This window comes from Vibrio sp. B181a (genome assembly GCF_030248375.1).
Taxonomy (GTDB): domain Bacteria; phylum Pseudomonadota; class Gammaproteobacteria; order Enterobacterales; family Vibrionaceae; genus Vibrio; species Vibrio campbellii.
This window is the reverse complement of the sequence record NZ_JAHGAD010000008.1, coordinates 110,274-125,767: the sequence shown is the minus strand read 5'-3', so window position 1 is coordinate 125,767 and position 15,494 is coordinate 110,274. Positions and strand designations below refer to the sequence as shown.

The following is a 15,494-nucleotide window of genomic DNA, read 5'->3' as shown; positions in this document are numbered from 1 at the left end:
GACGTGCACACGCCAACCCTTAAGAACTTTCTCGCTTCTCGCTTCTCGCTTCTCGCTTCTCGCTTCTCGCTTCTCGCTTCTCGCTTCTCGCTTCTCGCTTCTCGCTTCTCGCTTATTTATCAGCTAGCTTTTCTTCAAGCTCAGCTAATTTCTTTTCCATCTCTGTCAGCTTTTGACGTGTACGCAGTAGAACTTGAGTTTGTACGTCGAATTCTTCACGGCTAACAACGTCTAGCTTGTTTAGCTGACCTTGGATTACTTGGCGAACTTTTTGATCAACATCCGCGCCTAGTTCTTTTACTGGCTGTGGCATTGATTCGTGAATTTGTTTAGCGATTTGCTCTAATTTCTTTGGGTCAAACATAGTGGCTAAAACTCCTTTTGATTTGCCCACATTCTATGTAAATGATACGGGAAAGTCGCCATTTAGATGGCAAAAAAGAGAGCAGCAATAAAAAAGGTCACCGAGGTGACCTTTTTCTTAGTGCTTTATGCTTACTTGTTATCAGCTAATTCGCGATGAGCAGCTTTTGCTTCATCTACTCGAGCTAGCTTTTCCAAGTCTTTGTCTTCAACAAACACTGGCAGTGGCTTGTGTTTCTCAGCTAGGTAGCTGTAAATCACAGGCAGTACGAATAGCGTAAACAGTGTACCGATCGCTAGACCAGCAACGATTACGATACCGATACTGAAGCGCTGAGCCGCACCTGCGCCTGTTGCGTACATCAGTGGGATCAGACCTGCAATCATCGCCGCTGTTGTCATCAGGATTGGACGTAGACGAACTTTCGCCGCTTCCATTACTGCATCGATACGAGACAGTTTGTTGTGTAACTGCTCTTCTTTCGCGACCTCACAGATCAAGATACCGTGCTTGGTGATCAGACCAACCAGAGTAATCAAACCAACCTGTGAGTAGATGTTCATCGATGCCGTACCCCACGCCAGAGCAATCAACGCACCACATACCGCTAGTGGCACCGATACCATGATTACGATTGGATCGCGGATAGATTCGAATTGAATCGCTAGTACTAGGAAGATGATCGCCAAGGCCAAGCCGAATGTTGCGTATAGTGCGCTACCTTCCGTTACAAACTGACGAGCTTCACCCATGTAGTCATGGTTGTAGCCTGATGGCAGTTTGTTTTGTGCCACGTCTTCGAACCAGTTGATTGCATCACCCATTGCAACACCTGGTGAAGGTACTGCACCAACGGTTGCTGAGTTTAGCTGGTTGAAGTGAGGCAGTGAGCGAGGTTCTGCGACAACATCAATTGTGATCAAGCTACCCAGTGGCACTGCTTTACCGTCAACTGAGCGTACGTAGTAGTTCTTCATCGACTCTGGGTTTAGACGCCATTTACGTTCAACTTGAGGGATAACCTCATATGAACGACCATTTAGGTCGATGCGGTTTACGTAACCGTCTGCCATCATGGTACTTAGCGTTACACCAATGTCTTGCATGGTCACGCCGTATGCACCAGCCTTGTCTTTGTCGATGCTGATCTTCATCGTTGCTGAATCGTAGTTTAGATCCAGATCCGAGTAGACAAACATAGGGCTAGTAGACACATCAGCTAGGATGTCACTTGCGATAGTAAACAAGCTCTCGAAGCTGTTTGGCGTAGTGATAACGAACTGAATCGGTAGACCTGAACCGGCACCAGGAAGTTCTGGCATCTGGAATGCGGTTACAGACATGCCCGGTACGTGAGAAACTAACTCACCTACACGCTTGGTAATATCTGCTTGGCTTGCCTCACGCTCACTCCAAGGTTTCAGAGTCGCTAGACCGAACGCCTGGTTTGAGTTTGGTACACCGTTAAACACCTGAGCGTATTCCACTTCTGGCTGATCAGACAGAATCTTGTTGACGTCGTTCATGGTGTTTTGGATGTAATCCAAGTTTGCGTTCGATGGTGCTGTACCCATCAGTACGACAACGCCTTTATCTTCTGAAGGAGCCAACTCACTTGGAATGAACTTAAACAGAATTGGTAGCGTTGCGAACACGATGATTGCGAAAGCAATGATCACTGGGCGGTGCGCCATAACAGCGGTCAGCATTTTCTCGTAGCGGTTGGTCATGCCATCCAATACGTGATGCACTTTTTGTTCAAACTTACTTGGCTCTTCGTTTGCCTTAAGCATTTTTGAACACATCATCGGTGACAGAGTCAGAGCGATGATACCGGACACAAATACTGCACCAGCTAGGGTTAACGCGAACTCTTTAAATAGCGAGCCTGTAATACCGCCCATCAACGCGATTGGCGCGTATACTGCACCCAGCGTTAGAGTCATTGCAATTACAGGAACCGCAATTTCACGCGTACCTATGATGGCCGCACGGAAAGGGGATTCCCCTTCTTTGATGTGACGGTCGACGTTCTCAAGAACCACGATCGCGTCATCCACCACCAGGCCGATGGCGAGTACCATTGCCAGAAGTGTCATCAAGTTCCACGAGAAGCCCATCGCCTGCATTACCATCGCAACACCAATCAATGATAGTGGGATAGTAACGATAGGGATGATTACCGCACGGAATGAACCAAGGAACAGAGTGATAACTACAAGTACGATAACTGCCGCTTCAAGAATGGTTTTCACAACTTCGTGAATCGATTCGTTGATAGCGATAGTTGAGTCGTACATCACGTTCATTTTGATGTTACTTGGCAAGTTACGCTCTAATTGAGGTAAAAGCTTCAAAACATCTGCCGCAATGTTGATTGGGTTAGCACTTGGTGCCGCGTTTATCGCTGCAACTACGGCTTCTTGACCGTTCGCACTTGCGCGGTAAACATCGTGGCTCTTCTCTAAGGTTACTTTCGCAATGTCGCCAAGACGAATTACGTCACCTTCACCAGTTTTAACAACCAGCGCTTCGAGTTCAGCAACGTTGGATACCTGAGTATCTGCGCTACCATTGTAAAGCACGAATTCACCTGTCGCCTGACCGGTTGCCGACTGATAGTTGTTGGCGTTTAGTACCGTCATCACGTCGGTTGCTGTCAGCTTAAGTGCGCCCATTTTCGCTGGATCTAGCCATACGCGTAGCGCGTATTTCATACCACCGTATAGGTCAACTTTCGATACACCGTTTACCGTAAATAGCTGCGGGTTAATTACACGCTCAAGGTAGTCGGTGATCTGGCTCGAAGACAACTCGTCACTGGTGAAACCGATGTACAGTACCGCGGTAGTCGAGCCAGTCGACATGGTTACTGTCGGGTCTTCCGCTTCTTTTGGAAGCTGTGAACGAACCGAGTTGGTTTTCGCCAGAATGTCAGACAGCGCCGCATTCGGGTCAGTGTTCAACTTCATGTTTACGGTAATGGTAGACGTACCAAGCACCGAGGATGAAGTCATGTAGTCGATATTATCGGCCTGCGCGACGGCTTGCTCCAAAGGCTGGGTAATAAAGCCTTGGATCAGGTCGGCACTCGCACCGTAATAACTGGTGGTTACAGTAACCACCGTGTTTGTCATTTCAGGGTATTCACGAACCTGCATCTTGAATACGGCTTGTAAACCAAGCAACGCAATCAAAAAGCTGATCGATACCGCTAAAACTGGACGTTTAATAAAAACATCAGTAAAGCGCATGATGCCTCCAATTAAAGCATTGGTGTTTCAGCAGGTGGTGTCAGTGCCGAATCTTCAACGATGGTCACTTTCGCGTGGTTACTTAGACGGATTTGACCCGACGTGACCACCACGTCACCTGGTTTCACGCCCTCAAGGATATGCGCGATGTCTTTAGTACGCTCACCCACTTTCACAACGTGTTGTTTAACACGTTTTTCACCGTCTTCTTCAGTCACGATGTAGACGTTGTCGCCGTATAGCGTAAACGTGATAGCTGTTTGTGGTAGCGTTACTTGGTTTTCTAACTTAGGCAGAATGATGTTTGCACGAGCGAACATTCCGCTGCGAAGTTTGCCATCGCTGTTTGGAATGTCAGCTTGAACTTGGATCAGACCACTTTGAACGTTAACCGCAGGCTCGATAGCAGAGATAGAACCTTTGAATGGCTTATCAGGGTAAGCATCGACAAAGATGTCTACTTCTTGGTCTAGCTTGATGCGAGAGATGTCTGTTTGAGGCACAGTGAAACGTAGACGCATCACGCTAGTGTCTTCAAGACGCACGATGTCAGTACCTGCTTGTAGGTATTGACCAAGATAAACATTACGAATACCAACTACACCAGCAAAAGGCGCTTTGATTTCACGGCGGTCGATGGTTGCCTTCAGGCTCTCGATATCCGCTTTAAGTGAGAAGTAGTTTGCTTCAGCCTCGTCGTACGCTTCTTTAGAGATAGAACCTTTCTTGAAAAGACCTTGGTAGCGTTTGTACTTAGCTTGAGCTGCTGGAAGTTTCGCTTGTGAGCTCTTTAAGTTTGCTTTCTCAACGTCAGAGTCTAGGTGCACGAGAGGCTGACCTTCTTCCACTTGAGTACCAGAGTCGAATGAAATCTTATCGATTACACCGCTGGTTTCGTTAGCAATAGTGACACCTTGGTTAGGTTCAATAAAGCCGATCGCTTCGATCACAGGTACCCAATCAACCGCTTTTACTTCTGTTACGGTTACTGGGAATTCTGGTTCCGGACGATTCGCCATGTATTCAGCAATTTTTTGTTGCTTGAATAAGTTGAAACCTATCACGCTCCCGAACAGGAGGACTGCGATAAGCAACATAAAGAAAGTCCACTTTTTCATTCTATTAAGAACTCCAAGTTAGTGTTTAATAATTGCATCCCAGCTGGCTTCAACGGCTGCTTCCAACGCGTCTTCATCCAACTGATAAAATCCCAAAGCATGTTTTCTAGCAAGCGCAACACTAGCTTCGAAACTCAACCCTGAAAGAATTTCGTTATCAAGGGGTTTGAATACTCCCTCCGCCTTACCTTGATCGAAAAGACGATCTACTTGGGCAAACATTTGCCTTTCAAGTTCCCGAGCTCCTTTACGATTTGCACAAGGTAATGACTCATATTGGACACGATTGCTTAAGGTGTCTAAATTTGAACCAGCAAGATGCCAAATATTGAGCCACATAGTGCGGTAACGTTCTTTCAGGGGCATATCGTCATGAACATCCGCTTGAACGGCGTCCGCAATACGTTTGGTAACGGTAAGGCGAACTTCTTCCAAAAGATGTTCTTTATCTGAGAAATATCGATAAATCGTGCCAGCTGCGACACCTGCTTCTGTCGCAAGCTTTTGCATGGATAGGCCATGAAAGCCGGACTCCGCGATTAAGCGTTCGGCAGCAGCAATGATTTGCTCGTATTTATCTCCAGTAGTGTTATTGGTCATAACCCCACCACCCAATGAATGAACGTTCATTCATTATAGCGTAAAGACTGGTCACTTATGCAACAAAATGTTGCATCTGTTCGTGTAAAAATTACGTGAAAATCGGCGTAGCTTTCCCACGGTCACCCCTTTATCATAGGCGCCATTATTTCCACCCGCAGAGAATTTTTATGAAGCTGAACCCTAGACAAGACGAAGCCGTTAAGTACGTATCAGGCCCATGCTTGGTACTTGCTGGGGCGGGCTCGGGTAAAACTCGTGTAATTACCAATAAAATCGCTTATTTGGTTCAGCAGTGTGGCTACAAGGCACGTAATATTGCTGCGGTAACCTTTACCAATAAAGCTGCGCGTGAGATGAAAGAGCGTGTTGGTCAGACACTAGGTAAAGCTGAATCGAAAGGTCTGATGGTCTCGACCTTCCACACCTTGGGGCTCAACATCATCAAGCGTGAGTACAAACATCTCGGCTTGAAAGCGGGTTTCTCACTGTTTGATGATCAAGACCAGCTTGCGCTTCTTAAAGAGCTGACAGAAAAGCAGCTAGACGGCGATAAAGATTTGCTGCGTCAGTTGTTAAGTTGTATTTCCAACTGGAAGAACGACATGCTGACACCAGAGCAAGCCAAGGCGTTGGCTCAAGGTGAGCAACAACAACTGTTTGCTTTCTGTTTTGAGATGTATCAGAAGCAGATGAAGGCGTACAACGCGCTCGACTTTGATGACCTGATTTCTCTGCCAGTGCAATTGCTACGTAACAATGAAGAAGTGCGTCAACGTTGGCAGAACCGTATTCGTTACCTATTGGTGGACGAATATCAAGATACCAACACTAGCCAATATGACTTGGTGAAGCTCATCGTTGGCGAGCGTGGTCGTTTGACCGTCGTAGGCGACGATGACCAATCTATCTATTCATGGCGTGGTGCTAAACCGCAAAACTTAGTATTGCTTGGTGAAGATTACCCAAATTTGCGCTTGATTAAGTTGGAGCAGAATTACCGCTCGACCAGTCGTATTCTTCGTGCGGCAAACATCTTGATTGCGAATAACCCACACGTATATGAGAAATCGCTTTTCTCGGAAATTCCTGACGGCGAAAAACTCAAAGTGCTGTTGGCGAAGAATGAAGAGCACGAAGCAGAACGCGTAACGGGCGAATTGATTGCGCATAAGTTCCTTAATCGTACCGAATATAAAGATTATGCGATTTTGTATCGTGGTAACCACCAATCACGTTTGATTGAAAAGTCACTGATGCAAAACCGTGTGCCATACAAACTGTCTGGCGGCACGTCTTTCTTCGCTCGAGCAGAGATCAAAGACATCATGGCTTACCTACGCGTATTGGTGAACCCAGATGATGACAACGCGTTCCTACGCATTGTGAATACGCCGCGTCGTGAAATTGGTCCCGTGACTCTAGAGAAGCTAGGTAGCTACGCCAACATGCGTGGTAAGAGCTTGTTTGAAGTCAGCTTTGAAATGGGATTGGAGCAGCACCTAACCGGCCGTGGCTTAGAGAACCTACGCCGTTTTACTCAATGGTTGGTGGCGATTGCCGATCAAGCCGAGCGTGGTGATACGGTTGAAGCGGTACGCTCGCTCGTACGTGATATTCATTATGAGGACTGGCTATACGAAACGTCAGCAAGCCCGAAAGCGGCTGAAATGCGCATGAAGAACGTTTCTGACCTTTACTCTTGGATTGTGGCCGACCTAGAAGGTGATAACTACGACCAAGAAGAGAAGACGTTAAAAGAGGTAGTTCAACGTCTTACTCTACGTGACATGATGGAGCGCGGTGAAGAAGATGAGGACAGTGATGCGGTTCAATTGATGACTCTGCATGCTTCAAAAGGTCTAGAGTTCCCGTTCGTGTACTTGATTGGTTCGGAAGAGGGCATTCTGCCGCACCAGACCAGTATTGATGAAGATAACGTTGAGGAAGAACGTCGCCTAATGTACGTAGGTATTACTCGTGCGCAGCGTGAGCTGACGTTTACCATGTGTAAGGAGCGCCGACAGTTTGGTGAATTGATCAAGCCGACGCAAAGCCGCTTCTTGGATGAACTGCCATTTGATGACGTTGAATGGGAAGCAAACAAAAAGCCAGTATCGGCAGAAGAGCGTATGGCAAAAGGACAAGCACACATCGCCAATATTCGAGCAATGTTTAAGAAATAGAACAACGTGGTTCTAACTTGCTAAAAACAAAAAGGCTTGCCAAGTGGCAAGCCTTTTTCGTTGATGTCTTTATTATAGACCTTTGGTCATGTGGTCGATGGCTGCGATGATTTCGTCATCAGAACAGTCCATACACGTGCCTTTTGCTGGCATCGCGTTGAAGCCTTGGATTGCGTGGTTAGTCAGCACGTCTTTGCCTTGTGCAATACGTGGTGCCCAATCGCCCGCATCACCAGTTTTTGGTGCGCCGTTTACGCCTGATGCGTGACAAGCAATACAGAAAGTACCATAAACTGCCGCACCATCACGCGGACCAGTTGGCTCTGCTTTTACTGGTTCTGCACCTGCAAGATAAACATCACCGACAGGTTTGATGCGTTCTGCGATCGCATCGTATTCAGTTTGGCTGATGTCAGAAGCTAAAGCTGCCGTAGAAAAAGTTAAGGCAGCGAACAAAACGCTAATCATTCGTCGAGACATATCCATTAAACCCACTTCACATTCCCGAGGTAAGTGACTTACCTATTTATATAGTTAGAGTATTTAGAGCCGTTGGAGAAAGTTTTACGCGATTGCTTCTATAGTGAGCAGAAAACCTTATCTAACGGTCTAGAGTGATTGAACAACCAGGTTGCAGCTGTTAAATCAATGTAAATAATGGGTGATTATATCCCGATAACTTGTTGCAATAAACAACAAGTTATCCATGACAGGGCGTGAATCACATCAAAAATTCACTTTAAAGGCAGATAACTGTCGAAAAAGAGACCAAACGAGAAAAAAAGTAAAAAAAGTACTAGACGGCATAGTGTGATATCCGTATTATTCCTCTCCGCCGATGGGGCATGCGCCCGTAGCTCAGTTGGATAGAGCGTTGGCCTCCGGAGCCAAAGGTCGAAGGTTCGAATCCTTTCGGGCGTGCCATTCCGGAATATAAATTAACGGCACAAACAATAGTGGTGGCTATAGCTCAGTTGGTAGAGCCCTGGATTGTGATTCCGGTGGTCGCGAGTTCGAATCTCGTTAGCCACCCCATTATTTTGGTAACTCATTAAATTAATGAAGTTTCCAGTTTTGATTCAAATATTCCAAGAATCGAAATAAAATTCGTCGGTGAATAGCGCAGCTTGGTAGCGCATCTGGTTTGGGACCAGAGGGTCGGGGGTTCGAATCCCTCTTCACCGACCACTATTTAGTTTATGGCTATAATAAGCGGTAAACAGAAAAAGTTGATGGTGGCTATAGCTCAGTTGGTAGAGCCCTGGATTGTGATTCCGGTGGTCGCGAGTTCGAATCTCGTTAGCCACCCCATTAATTTAGGTGACTTCTTAGTTGAAGTATCCAGTCTGATTTGAGAGAATCAGCAAATACAGTTCGGTGAATAGCGCAGCTTGGTAGCGCATCTGGTTTGGGACCAGAGGGTCGGGGGTTCGAATCCCTCTTCACCGACCACTATTAGAAAGCCTGCTTCTTAGCAGGCTTTCGTCGTTTTAGAGCTAGTGATATCGCCTGGACTAGATGAGTCGGCAATATTTCAATGGATTTGAACCCAAGAGGGGGTTCGCCTGAAGTTAGAATATGGCTCTTCACCGGCTACGATTTAAAGCCTCAGTCGAAAGACTGGGGCTTTTTTACATTTGAAATTTAGAATGTTGGAACCAGAGGGTCGTGGGCTGGAGCGCCAGTCCGCAGGGAGCCCTGCCGCGTCGAATCCTCTTTACCGACCAATATTAGAAAGTCTGTTTTAGCAGGTTTTCGTCGTTTTAGATCTTATTGTCTCGCTTGGACTAGATGAGTCGGCAGTATTTCAATGGGTTTGAACCCGAGTGGGTTCGCCTGAAGTTAGAATATGGCTCTTCATCGACCGCTATTTAAAGCCTCAGTCGAGAGACTGGGGCTTTTTCCATTTCTTACTCTCAAAAATCTTCACTCTATTTTCAATTCCGCCAACAATGTACAGCTCTGGGAGCTTTTGACCACCCATGATCCAAATGCTTGTCGAGCTGATAAAAGAAACCCCAGCACGGTGGCTGGGGCTTTGTATTTCTTGAGTTGAGCGCTTTATTGAGCGAGCGTTTTTAGAATTTCTTTGAGCTCAACCGTCTCTTTCACTTCATAGTTTGGCTTGATATCAGTCGGGTTTGCTGCGCCTGTCTCGTTAACCCACACACTCAGAATGCCCATATTGTTGGCACCCGCGATATCTGCTGGTAGAGAGTCGCCAATATGAATCGCCTCTTCTGGTTTTACATCTACAAGGTTGAGTGCTTTGTGGAAGATGCTTGCCGCAGGCTTCTCTTCGGGCTCTTCGCCACCCACGATGATGTGATCCACCCATTCACTCATTTGTGTCGCTTTGAGCTTTGGATGTTGCGAGAAGATAGGGCCGTTAGTGATTACCACCAATTTGTAGTGTTGGCGTAGCTCAGTCAGCATTTCCTTCACGCCTGGGAAGAAGGTAAAAGCCCCCATTCGAGCTGAATCGAAGAAGCTTTGTGCCTGCTGCGCTTGTTCTGCATCGATCTCGATACCTTGCTCTACCAAGATGGTTTGGATTAAACCGCAGCGGAACGCATTTTCATCTGGCAATAGAGCAATAAGCTGAGGGAACTCGTGGTTTAGCTTCTTATACACACCCTGTAAGTAGCGTTGCACAAAGGCTGTGGAGTCAGTGATCTGAGGGTAAGTTTGAGCAATCCAGTCCGCAAACTCTTGTCCTGCTATTTTATCGGCTTGAGATGTGCCACATAAAGTCTCGTCCATATCAAAAAATATCGCTTTAAGCACAGGGGCTCCTTTATTCACTGCTCAACGTTAGAGTTTGATTATCTCTTATCTCACTCAAAATGACAGTGGAAAGCGCAAAATCAATGCTTCCACATCGTTTTTAATGCCTAAAAGAAGATGAACAGCCATGTATTTTTTCTCCTGCCCGAAGTGACTTAATCACGAAGTCGCATAACTGACGCATAACCAAGATTAAGTGACGGATTCCATTTTTTTGCTGAGCTGCTCACGTTTTCATCGCTTTAGTTGTGTGGAGATTTTGGCTTTTTATGTATGCAGACTATTTTGTTAGTAGCATTTTATGTCGAACATTACCAATGAGAACGGAGTATTGTTTGGTAAATGTTAATGGTATTACGTGAATAATAGGGATACTGTCAATAGTGGCTTTATGCGTTAACTTAGAGCATTTTTCTGTTTTTATTGGTGCATAGCGCACAAAAGTGGTGTGTTATGAAAATGGTTAAATACTTGTTAATGCATTTTTATTCGATAATAGTGCGTGTAAATAATGTTTTTCCGGCGAAATATACTTTAATTGTTGCTTTTTTGTGTAATTTTTGCCAAATTGTCTCCGCATTAAGATTTCAGAGTATTATTCTGAATTTGAACGGATTCATTCAGGTGATGAATGGCGCTTTTGTTGCGCGATTCGATACCACAGACAAGGCAGTAGAGGTCTGAAATGTCACTATTAGAGGTGAAAAACCTTCGTATTGAATATCCATCCCGTCACGGTGTCCATGCGGCCGTGAAATCGCTTTCTTTTCATATTGATCGTGGCGAAATTGTGGGTGTTGTTGGCGAATCAGGTGCGGGTAAATCCACCGTTGGTAACGCCGTTATTGATTTGCTTAGCCCTCCGGGTCGTGTTGCCAGTGGCGATGTGTACCTTGATGGCGAAAAAATATCTGGTTTAACACCAGAAGCGATGCGTAAGGTTCGCGGCTCTAAGATTGGCTTTATCTTCCAAGACCCAATGACCTCGCTTAACCCTCTGTTTACGGTTGAGCAGCAACTAAAAGAGACCATCCACGCCAATATGAAGGTGTCGGATGAAGAGGCGTATCAACGCGCGCTTTCTCTTATGCAGCAGGTTGGTATTCCTCAACCTGAAAACCGTCTTAAACAGTACCCACACCAATTCTCTGGCGGTATGCGTCAGCGTGTGGTTATTGCTATCGCACTGGCTGGGGAGCCAGACCTGATCATTGCTGATGAGCCCACTACGGCACTCGACGTATCAATCCAAGACCAAATCCTAAACCTTATCCGTGAACTGTGTATCAAGAACAACGTAGGTTGTATGTTGGTGACGCACGACATGGGTGTGGTTTCAAACGTGACTGACCGTGTGGCAGTTATGTACCGCGGTGATTTGGTGGAGTTTGGTCCAACCGCTAAGGTGTTGGGCGATCCTGATCACCCATACACACGCAGCCTAATTTCAGCCGTTCCTCGTTCTGATGTAAAACTCGATCGCTTCCCGTTGGTCAGCTATATCGAAGAAGCGACAGAGCTACAAGAACTGGACATTAAGAACCACTGGCTAGGTCAAAGCCAAGATCAGCGTGAGTACACGGGCCCACTTTTGGACGTGAAGAACGTGAATCTGCGCTTTGTGACCAAAGATTCACTGTTTGAAAGCCGCCGTGAATACGTGCAGGCCTCGAACAATGTCAGCTTTGAAGTGCACGAAGGCGAGACGTTTGGCTTGGTGGGTGAATCTGGCTCAGGTAAATCGACCATCGCACGCGTGATTGCTGGCCTGTATGAACCAAACTCAGGGCAAGTCAGCTTTGAAGGCATTGACCTAACAGCGCTGAAATCAGAAAAAGAGCGTCGTCCACTGCGTCGTCAAATGCAGATGGTCTTCCAAAACCCATACACGTCAATGAACCCGCGTATGAAGATTTTTGACATCATCGCGGAGCCAATTCGTTTCCATAAACTGACCAAGAATGAAGCGGAAACGCGTCAGATTGTGAATGACCTACTTGATCACGTCGGTTTGGGCAAAATGGCGGGCGTGAAATACCCTCATGAATTCTCCGGTGGTCAGCGTCAGCGTATTTCTATTGCGCGAGCACTGGCGACACGCCCTCGACTACTGATTTGTGATGAACCGACATCAGCGTTGGATGTATCGGTACAGGCACAAATTCTGAACTTGCTAAAAGATCTGCAAAGTGAGCTCAACCTCACCATGCTGTTTATCAGCCACGACTTACCAGTTATTCGCCAAATGTGCGACCGAGTGGGTGTGATGCAGATGGGTACGCTACTGGAAGTGGCGCCAACTGAGCAGCTATTTACCGCTCCTCAGCATGAATACAGCAAGAAACTGATTTCTCTGATGCCTGAATTCACAGGTTTGAGAGAAGAAATCAAAACGGCATAAACCAAGTTTTTCGCTTGGCTGACCATCAAGGTCAACAAACTTTAGTCATAACAAAGACGTAAACACAACAAGGGATTCGAATTCCCGCATGAAGGAGTTATGCAAATGAAAACCATGAAAAGCAAATTAGCAGTGGCGCTAATGGCAGCGGGCCTAAGCTTTAACGCATTGGCAGCAGATATCAAAGTTGGCTACGCAGCTGACCCAGTATCGCTAGACCCGCATGAGCAGCTATCAGGCGGTACGCTGCAAATGTCACACATGGTATTTGATCCACTAGTTCGTTTCACACAAGACATGGACTTTGAACCTCGTCTAGCAGAAAGCTGGGAACGTGTGAACGATACAACGGTACGTTTCAAGCTACGCCAAGGTGTTAAGTTCCACTCTGGTAATGACATGACGGCAGACGACGTAGTATGGACTTTCGAACGTCTACAAAGCTCTCCAGATTTCAAAGCTATCTTCGACCCGTATGAAAAAATCGTGAAGGTTGACGACTATACAGTGGATCTCGTGACTAAAGGTCCTTACCCACTTGTGCTACAAACGGCGACTTACATCTTCCCAATGGACAGCAAGTTCTACTCTGGTAAGACAGAAGACGGCAAAGACAAGTCTGAGCTAGTGAAGCACGGTAACTCATTTGCATCGACTAACGTATCTGGCACGGGTCCATTCATTGTGACTTCACGTGAACAGGGCGTAAAAGTGGAATTCGAACGCTTTAAAGATTACTGGGACAAAGAGTCGAAAGGTAACGTTGATAAGCTAACGCTTGTACCAATCAAAGAAGACGCGACTCGTGTAGCTGCACTACTTTCTGGCGGCGTTGACATGATTCACCCTGTTGCGCCAAACGATCATAAACGTGTGAAAGATGCAGACGGTATCGACCTAGTAACGCTACCAGGTACCCGTATCATCACGTTCCAACTAAACCAAAACAGCAATGAAGCATTGAAAGATGTTCGCGTTCGCCAAGCGATTGTTCACGCAATCAATAATGAAGGCATCGTGAAGAAAATCATGAAAGGCTTTGCAACGGCAGCTGGTCAACAAAGCCCTTCAGGTTACGCGGGCCATGATGACAAGCTGGTTCCTCGCTACGATCTGAAAAAAGCGAAAGCGCTGATGAAAGAAGCGGGTTATGAAGATGGCCTAACGCTTACAATGATTGCGCCAAACAACCGTTACGTGAACGATGCGAAAGTCGCGCAAGCGGCGGCGGCAATGTTGTCTAAGATCGGCATCAAGGTTGATCTGAAGACGATGCCTAAAGCGCAATACTGGCCAGAGTTCGACAAATGTGCAGCAGACATGCTGATGATCGGTTGGCACTCAGATACAGAAGATTCTGCGAACTTCAACGAGTTCCTAACTATGACTCGTAACGAAGAAACGGGCCGTGGTCAGTACAACTGTGGTTACTACTCAAACCCAGAAATGGACAAAGTGGTTGAAGCAGCGAACGTAGAAACGGATCCAGCGAAACGTGCAGCAATGCTGAAAGGTGTAGAAGCAACGCTATACAACGACGCAGCATTCGTACCGCTACACTGGCAAAGTGAAGCGTGGGGCGCGAAGTCTAACGTGAAAGCGGCAGACATCGTTAACCCAATGGTAATGCCTTACTTCGGCGACCTAGTGGTTGAATAATCACGGTTAGTCGATTTTGAGGAGGGATGGATGTCCCTCCTCAACTTAAAGCACACGACTCAGTTTTGTTTCAGTCGGACTGAGTTGGTTTTACAGACTGAATTTTCTCTCTGAATAGAGATCTATGGATAGTTAAGGGGCAAGGAATGTTTTCGTTTCTGGTCAAGCGCCTGTTTCAGGCACTGATAGTGATGTTTGTGATCAGTTTGGTGGCGTTTGCCATTCAGGATAACCTGGGTGACCCGCTGCGTGAGCTTGTAGGTCAGTCGGTTTCAGAATCGGAGCGTCAAGCGCTGCGTGACGAACTGGGCCTGAACGATCCCTTTATCACAAAGTACACTCGCTTTGTGGGCAATGCGCTACAAGGTGATTTAGGTACATCTTACTTCTTCAAGCGACCTGCGGTTGAGGTGATTCTCGATAAGCTGGTGGCTACGCTAGAGCTCGTGTTTGGTGCGACGCTCATCATTATTGTTTTTTCTATACCACTTGGGGTGTATTCCGCGATCCACCCGAAGAGTATTTTTACGAAATTCGTCATGGCGATGAGTAGTGTCGGTATCTCGATTCCGGTGTTCTTAACCGCAATCATGCTGATGTATGTCTTCTCCATAGAACTCGGCTGGTTACCTTCCTACGGGCGGGGTGAGACCGCTAATGTGCTAGGTTGGGAATCTGGTTTCTTTACCATTGATGGTATCAAGCACCTTATCCTGCCGTGTATTGCGCTAGCGTCTATCATGCTGCCGTTGTTCATCCGTCTGGTACGTTCAGAAATGCTGGAAGTACTGAGCTCGGAATACATTAAGTTCGCCAAAGCAAAAGGCCTGAACTTACAAAAGATTTATTACCAACATGCACTTAAGAACACCATGCTACCTGTATTGACGGTCGGTGGTGTGCAGATTGGTACTATGGTGGCTTACACCATTCTTACTGAAACCGTGTTCCAATGGCCGGGCACTGGCTTCCTTTTCCTAGAGGCAATCAACCGTGTAGATACACCGCTGATCACTGCCTACGTTATCTTTGTTGGTCTGATCTTCGTGGTAACCAATACCATCGTTGACTTGCTGTACGGCATCATCAACCCAACTGTGAACCTAACTGGAAAAGGAGCTTAAT

At 46.5% G+C, this 15,494-nt stretch carries 10 protein-coding genes and 5 tRNA genes; 9 read left to right on the top strand and 6 right to left on the bottom strand.

Annotated elements, in window-relative coordinates:
* Positions 1-112 precede the first annotated feature (112 nt).
* The 4 genes from KIO97_RS03880 to KIO97_RS03865 all read right to left on the bottom strand — a co-directional run bounded on the left by KIO97_RS03880 (position 113) and on the right by KIO97_RS03865 (position 5,336).
* Positions 113-364 carry an accessory factor UbiK family protein gene (locus KIO97_RS03880; RefSeq protein ID WP_005427244.1) on the bottom strand — a complete coding sequence of 84 codons (252 nt, stop codon included), beginning with the start codon at positions 362-364 and terminating at the stop codon, positions 113-115.
* Between the two features lie 131 nt (positions 365-495).
* Positions 496-3,618, bottom strand: coding sequence for a multidrug efflux RND transporter permease subunit VmeD (gene vmeD, locus KIO97_RS03875; RefSeq protein ID WP_005427242.1), 3,123 nt, complete (start codon positions 3,616-3,618; stop codon positions 496-498).
* A gap of 11 nt (positions 3,619-3,629) precedes the next feature.
* Positions 3,630-4,736, bottom strand: coding sequence for a multidrug efflux RND transporter periplasmic adaptor subunit VmeC (gene vmeC, locus KIO97_RS03870; protein ID WP_047480072.1), 1,107 nt, complete (start codon positions 4,734-4,736; stop codon positions 3,630-3,632).
* Positions 4,737-4,754: 18 nt separating this feature from the next.
* Positions 4,755-5,336, bottom strand: coding sequence for a TetR/AcrR family transcriptional regulator (locus KIO97_RS03865; protein WP_005427239.1), 582 nt, complete (start codon positions 5,334-5,336; stop codon positions 4,755-4,757).
* Between the two features lie 170 nt (positions 5,337-5,506).
* Between KIO97_RS03865 and rep the strand changes: the two genes are divergently transcribed.
* The gene (rep, locus tag KIO97_RS03860) at positions 5,507-7,522 is read left to right on the top strand and encodes a DNA helicase Rep (RefSeq protein WP_009703181.1); all 2,016 of its coding nucleotides are present in this window, start codon (positions 5,507-5,509) and stop codon (positions 7,520-7,522) included.
* 72 nt (positions 7,523-7,594) lie between these two features.
* Here the strand turns inward: rep and KIO97_RS03855 are convergent, their stop codons facing one another.
* Complete coding sequence (locus tag KIO97_RS03855) at positions 7,595-8,008, bottom strand: cytochrome c5 family protein (RefSeq protein WP_134977787.1); 414 nt, start codon at positions 8,006-8,008, stop codon at positions 7,595-7,597.
* Positions 8,009-8,369: 361 nt separating this feature from the next.
* Here KIO97_RS03855 and KIO97_RS03850 point away from each other — a divergent pair.
* The 5 genes from KIO97_RS03850 (at position 8,370) to KIO97_RS03830 (ending at position 8,974) form a co-directional block, all read left to right on the top strand.
* Positions 8,370-8,446, top strand: a tRNA-Arg gene (locus KIO97_RS03850).
* A 35-nt stretch (positions 8,447-8,481) separates the two neighbouring features.
* A tRNA-His gene (locus KIO97_RS03845) sits at positions 8,482-8,557 on the top strand.
* A 76-nt stretch (positions 8,558-8,633) separates the two neighbouring features.
* A tRNA-Pro gene (locus tag KIO97_RS03840) sits at positions 8,634-8,710 on the top strand.
* A gap of 47 nt (positions 8,711-8,757) precedes the next feature.
* Positions 8,758-8,833: transfer RNA gene (locus tag KIO97_RS03835), tRNA-His, on the top strand.
* Between the two features lie 64 nt (positions 8,834-8,897).
* Positions 8,898-8,974: transfer RNA gene (locus KIO97_RS03830), tRNA-Pro, on the top strand.
* 609 nt (positions 8,975-9,583) lie between these two features.
* On the opposite strand, the gene KIO97_RS03825 is transcribed toward KIO97_RS03830, so the two are convergent.
* Positions 9,584-10,309 (bottom strand): HAD family hydrolase, encoded by a 726-nt coding sequence (locus KIO97_RS03825; RefSeq protein ID WP_134977786.1) that lies wholly within the window; start codon positions 10,307-10,309, stop codon positions 9,584-9,586.
* A gap of 685 nt (positions 10,310-10,994) precedes the next feature.
* Here KIO97_RS03825 and KIO97_RS03820 point away from each other — a divergent pair.
* The 3 genes from KIO97_RS03820 to KIO97_RS03810 all read left to right on the top strand — a co-directional run bounded on the left by KIO97_RS03820 (position 10,995) and on the right by KIO97_RS03810 (position 15,493).
* Positions 10,995-12,710, top strand: coding sequence for an ABC transporter ATP-binding protein (locus tag KIO97_RS03820; protein WP_005533491.1), 1,716 nt, complete (start codon positions 10,995-10,997; stop codon positions 12,708-12,710).
* A 105-nt stretch (positions 12,711-12,815) separates the two neighbouring features.
* A complete protein-coding gene (locus KIO97_RS03815; protein WP_285381053.1) occupies positions 12,816-14,369 on the top strand; it encodes an ABC transporter substrate-binding protein in 1,554 nt (517 codons plus the stop codon).
* A gap of 146 nt (positions 14,370-14,515) precedes the next feature.
* Positions 14,516-15,493, top strand: a complete 978-nt coding sequence (locus tag KIO97_RS03810) for an ABC transporter permease (RefSeq protein WP_038890162.1) — start codon at positions 14,516-14,518, stop codon at positions 15,491-15,493.
* The last annotated feature ends 1 nt before the right edge of the window (position 15,494 follow it).

Coding starts and splice junctions, on each gene's coding strand:
- KIO97_RS03880 (WP_005427244.1), bottom strand. CDS start 364: ATGTTTGACCCAAAGAAATTAGAGCAAATCGCTAAACAAATTCACGAA.
- vmeD (WP_005427242.1), bottom strand. CDS start 3,618: ATGCGCTTTACTGATGTTTTTATTAAACGTCCAGTTTTAGCGGTATCG.
- vmeC (WP_047480072.1), bottom strand. CDS start 4,736: ATGAAAAAGTGGACTTTCTTTATGTTGCTTATCGCAGTCCTCCTGTTC.
- KIO97_RS03865 (WP_005427239.1), bottom strand. CDS start 5,336: ATGACCAATAACACTACTGGAGATAAATACGAGCAAATCATTGCTGCT.
- rep (WP_009703181.1), top strand. CDS start 5,507: ATGAAGCTGAACCCTAGACAAGACGAAGCCGTTAAGTACGTATCAGGC.
- KIO97_RS03855 (WP_134977787.1), bottom strand. CDS start 8,008: ATGGATATGTCTCGACGAATGATTAGCGTTTTGTTCGCTGCCTTAACT.
- KIO97_RS03820 (WP_005533491.1), top strand. CDS start 10,995: ATGTCACTATTAGAGGTGAAAAACCTTCGTATTGAATATCCATCCCGT.
- KIO97_RS03815 (WP_285381053.1), top strand. CDS start 12,816: ATGAAAACCATGAAAAGCAAATTAGCAGTGGCGCTAATGGCAGCGGGC.
- KIO97_RS03810 (WP_038890162.1), top strand. CDS start 14,516: ATGTTTTCGTTTCTGGTCAAGCGCCTGTTTCAGGCACTGATAGTGATG.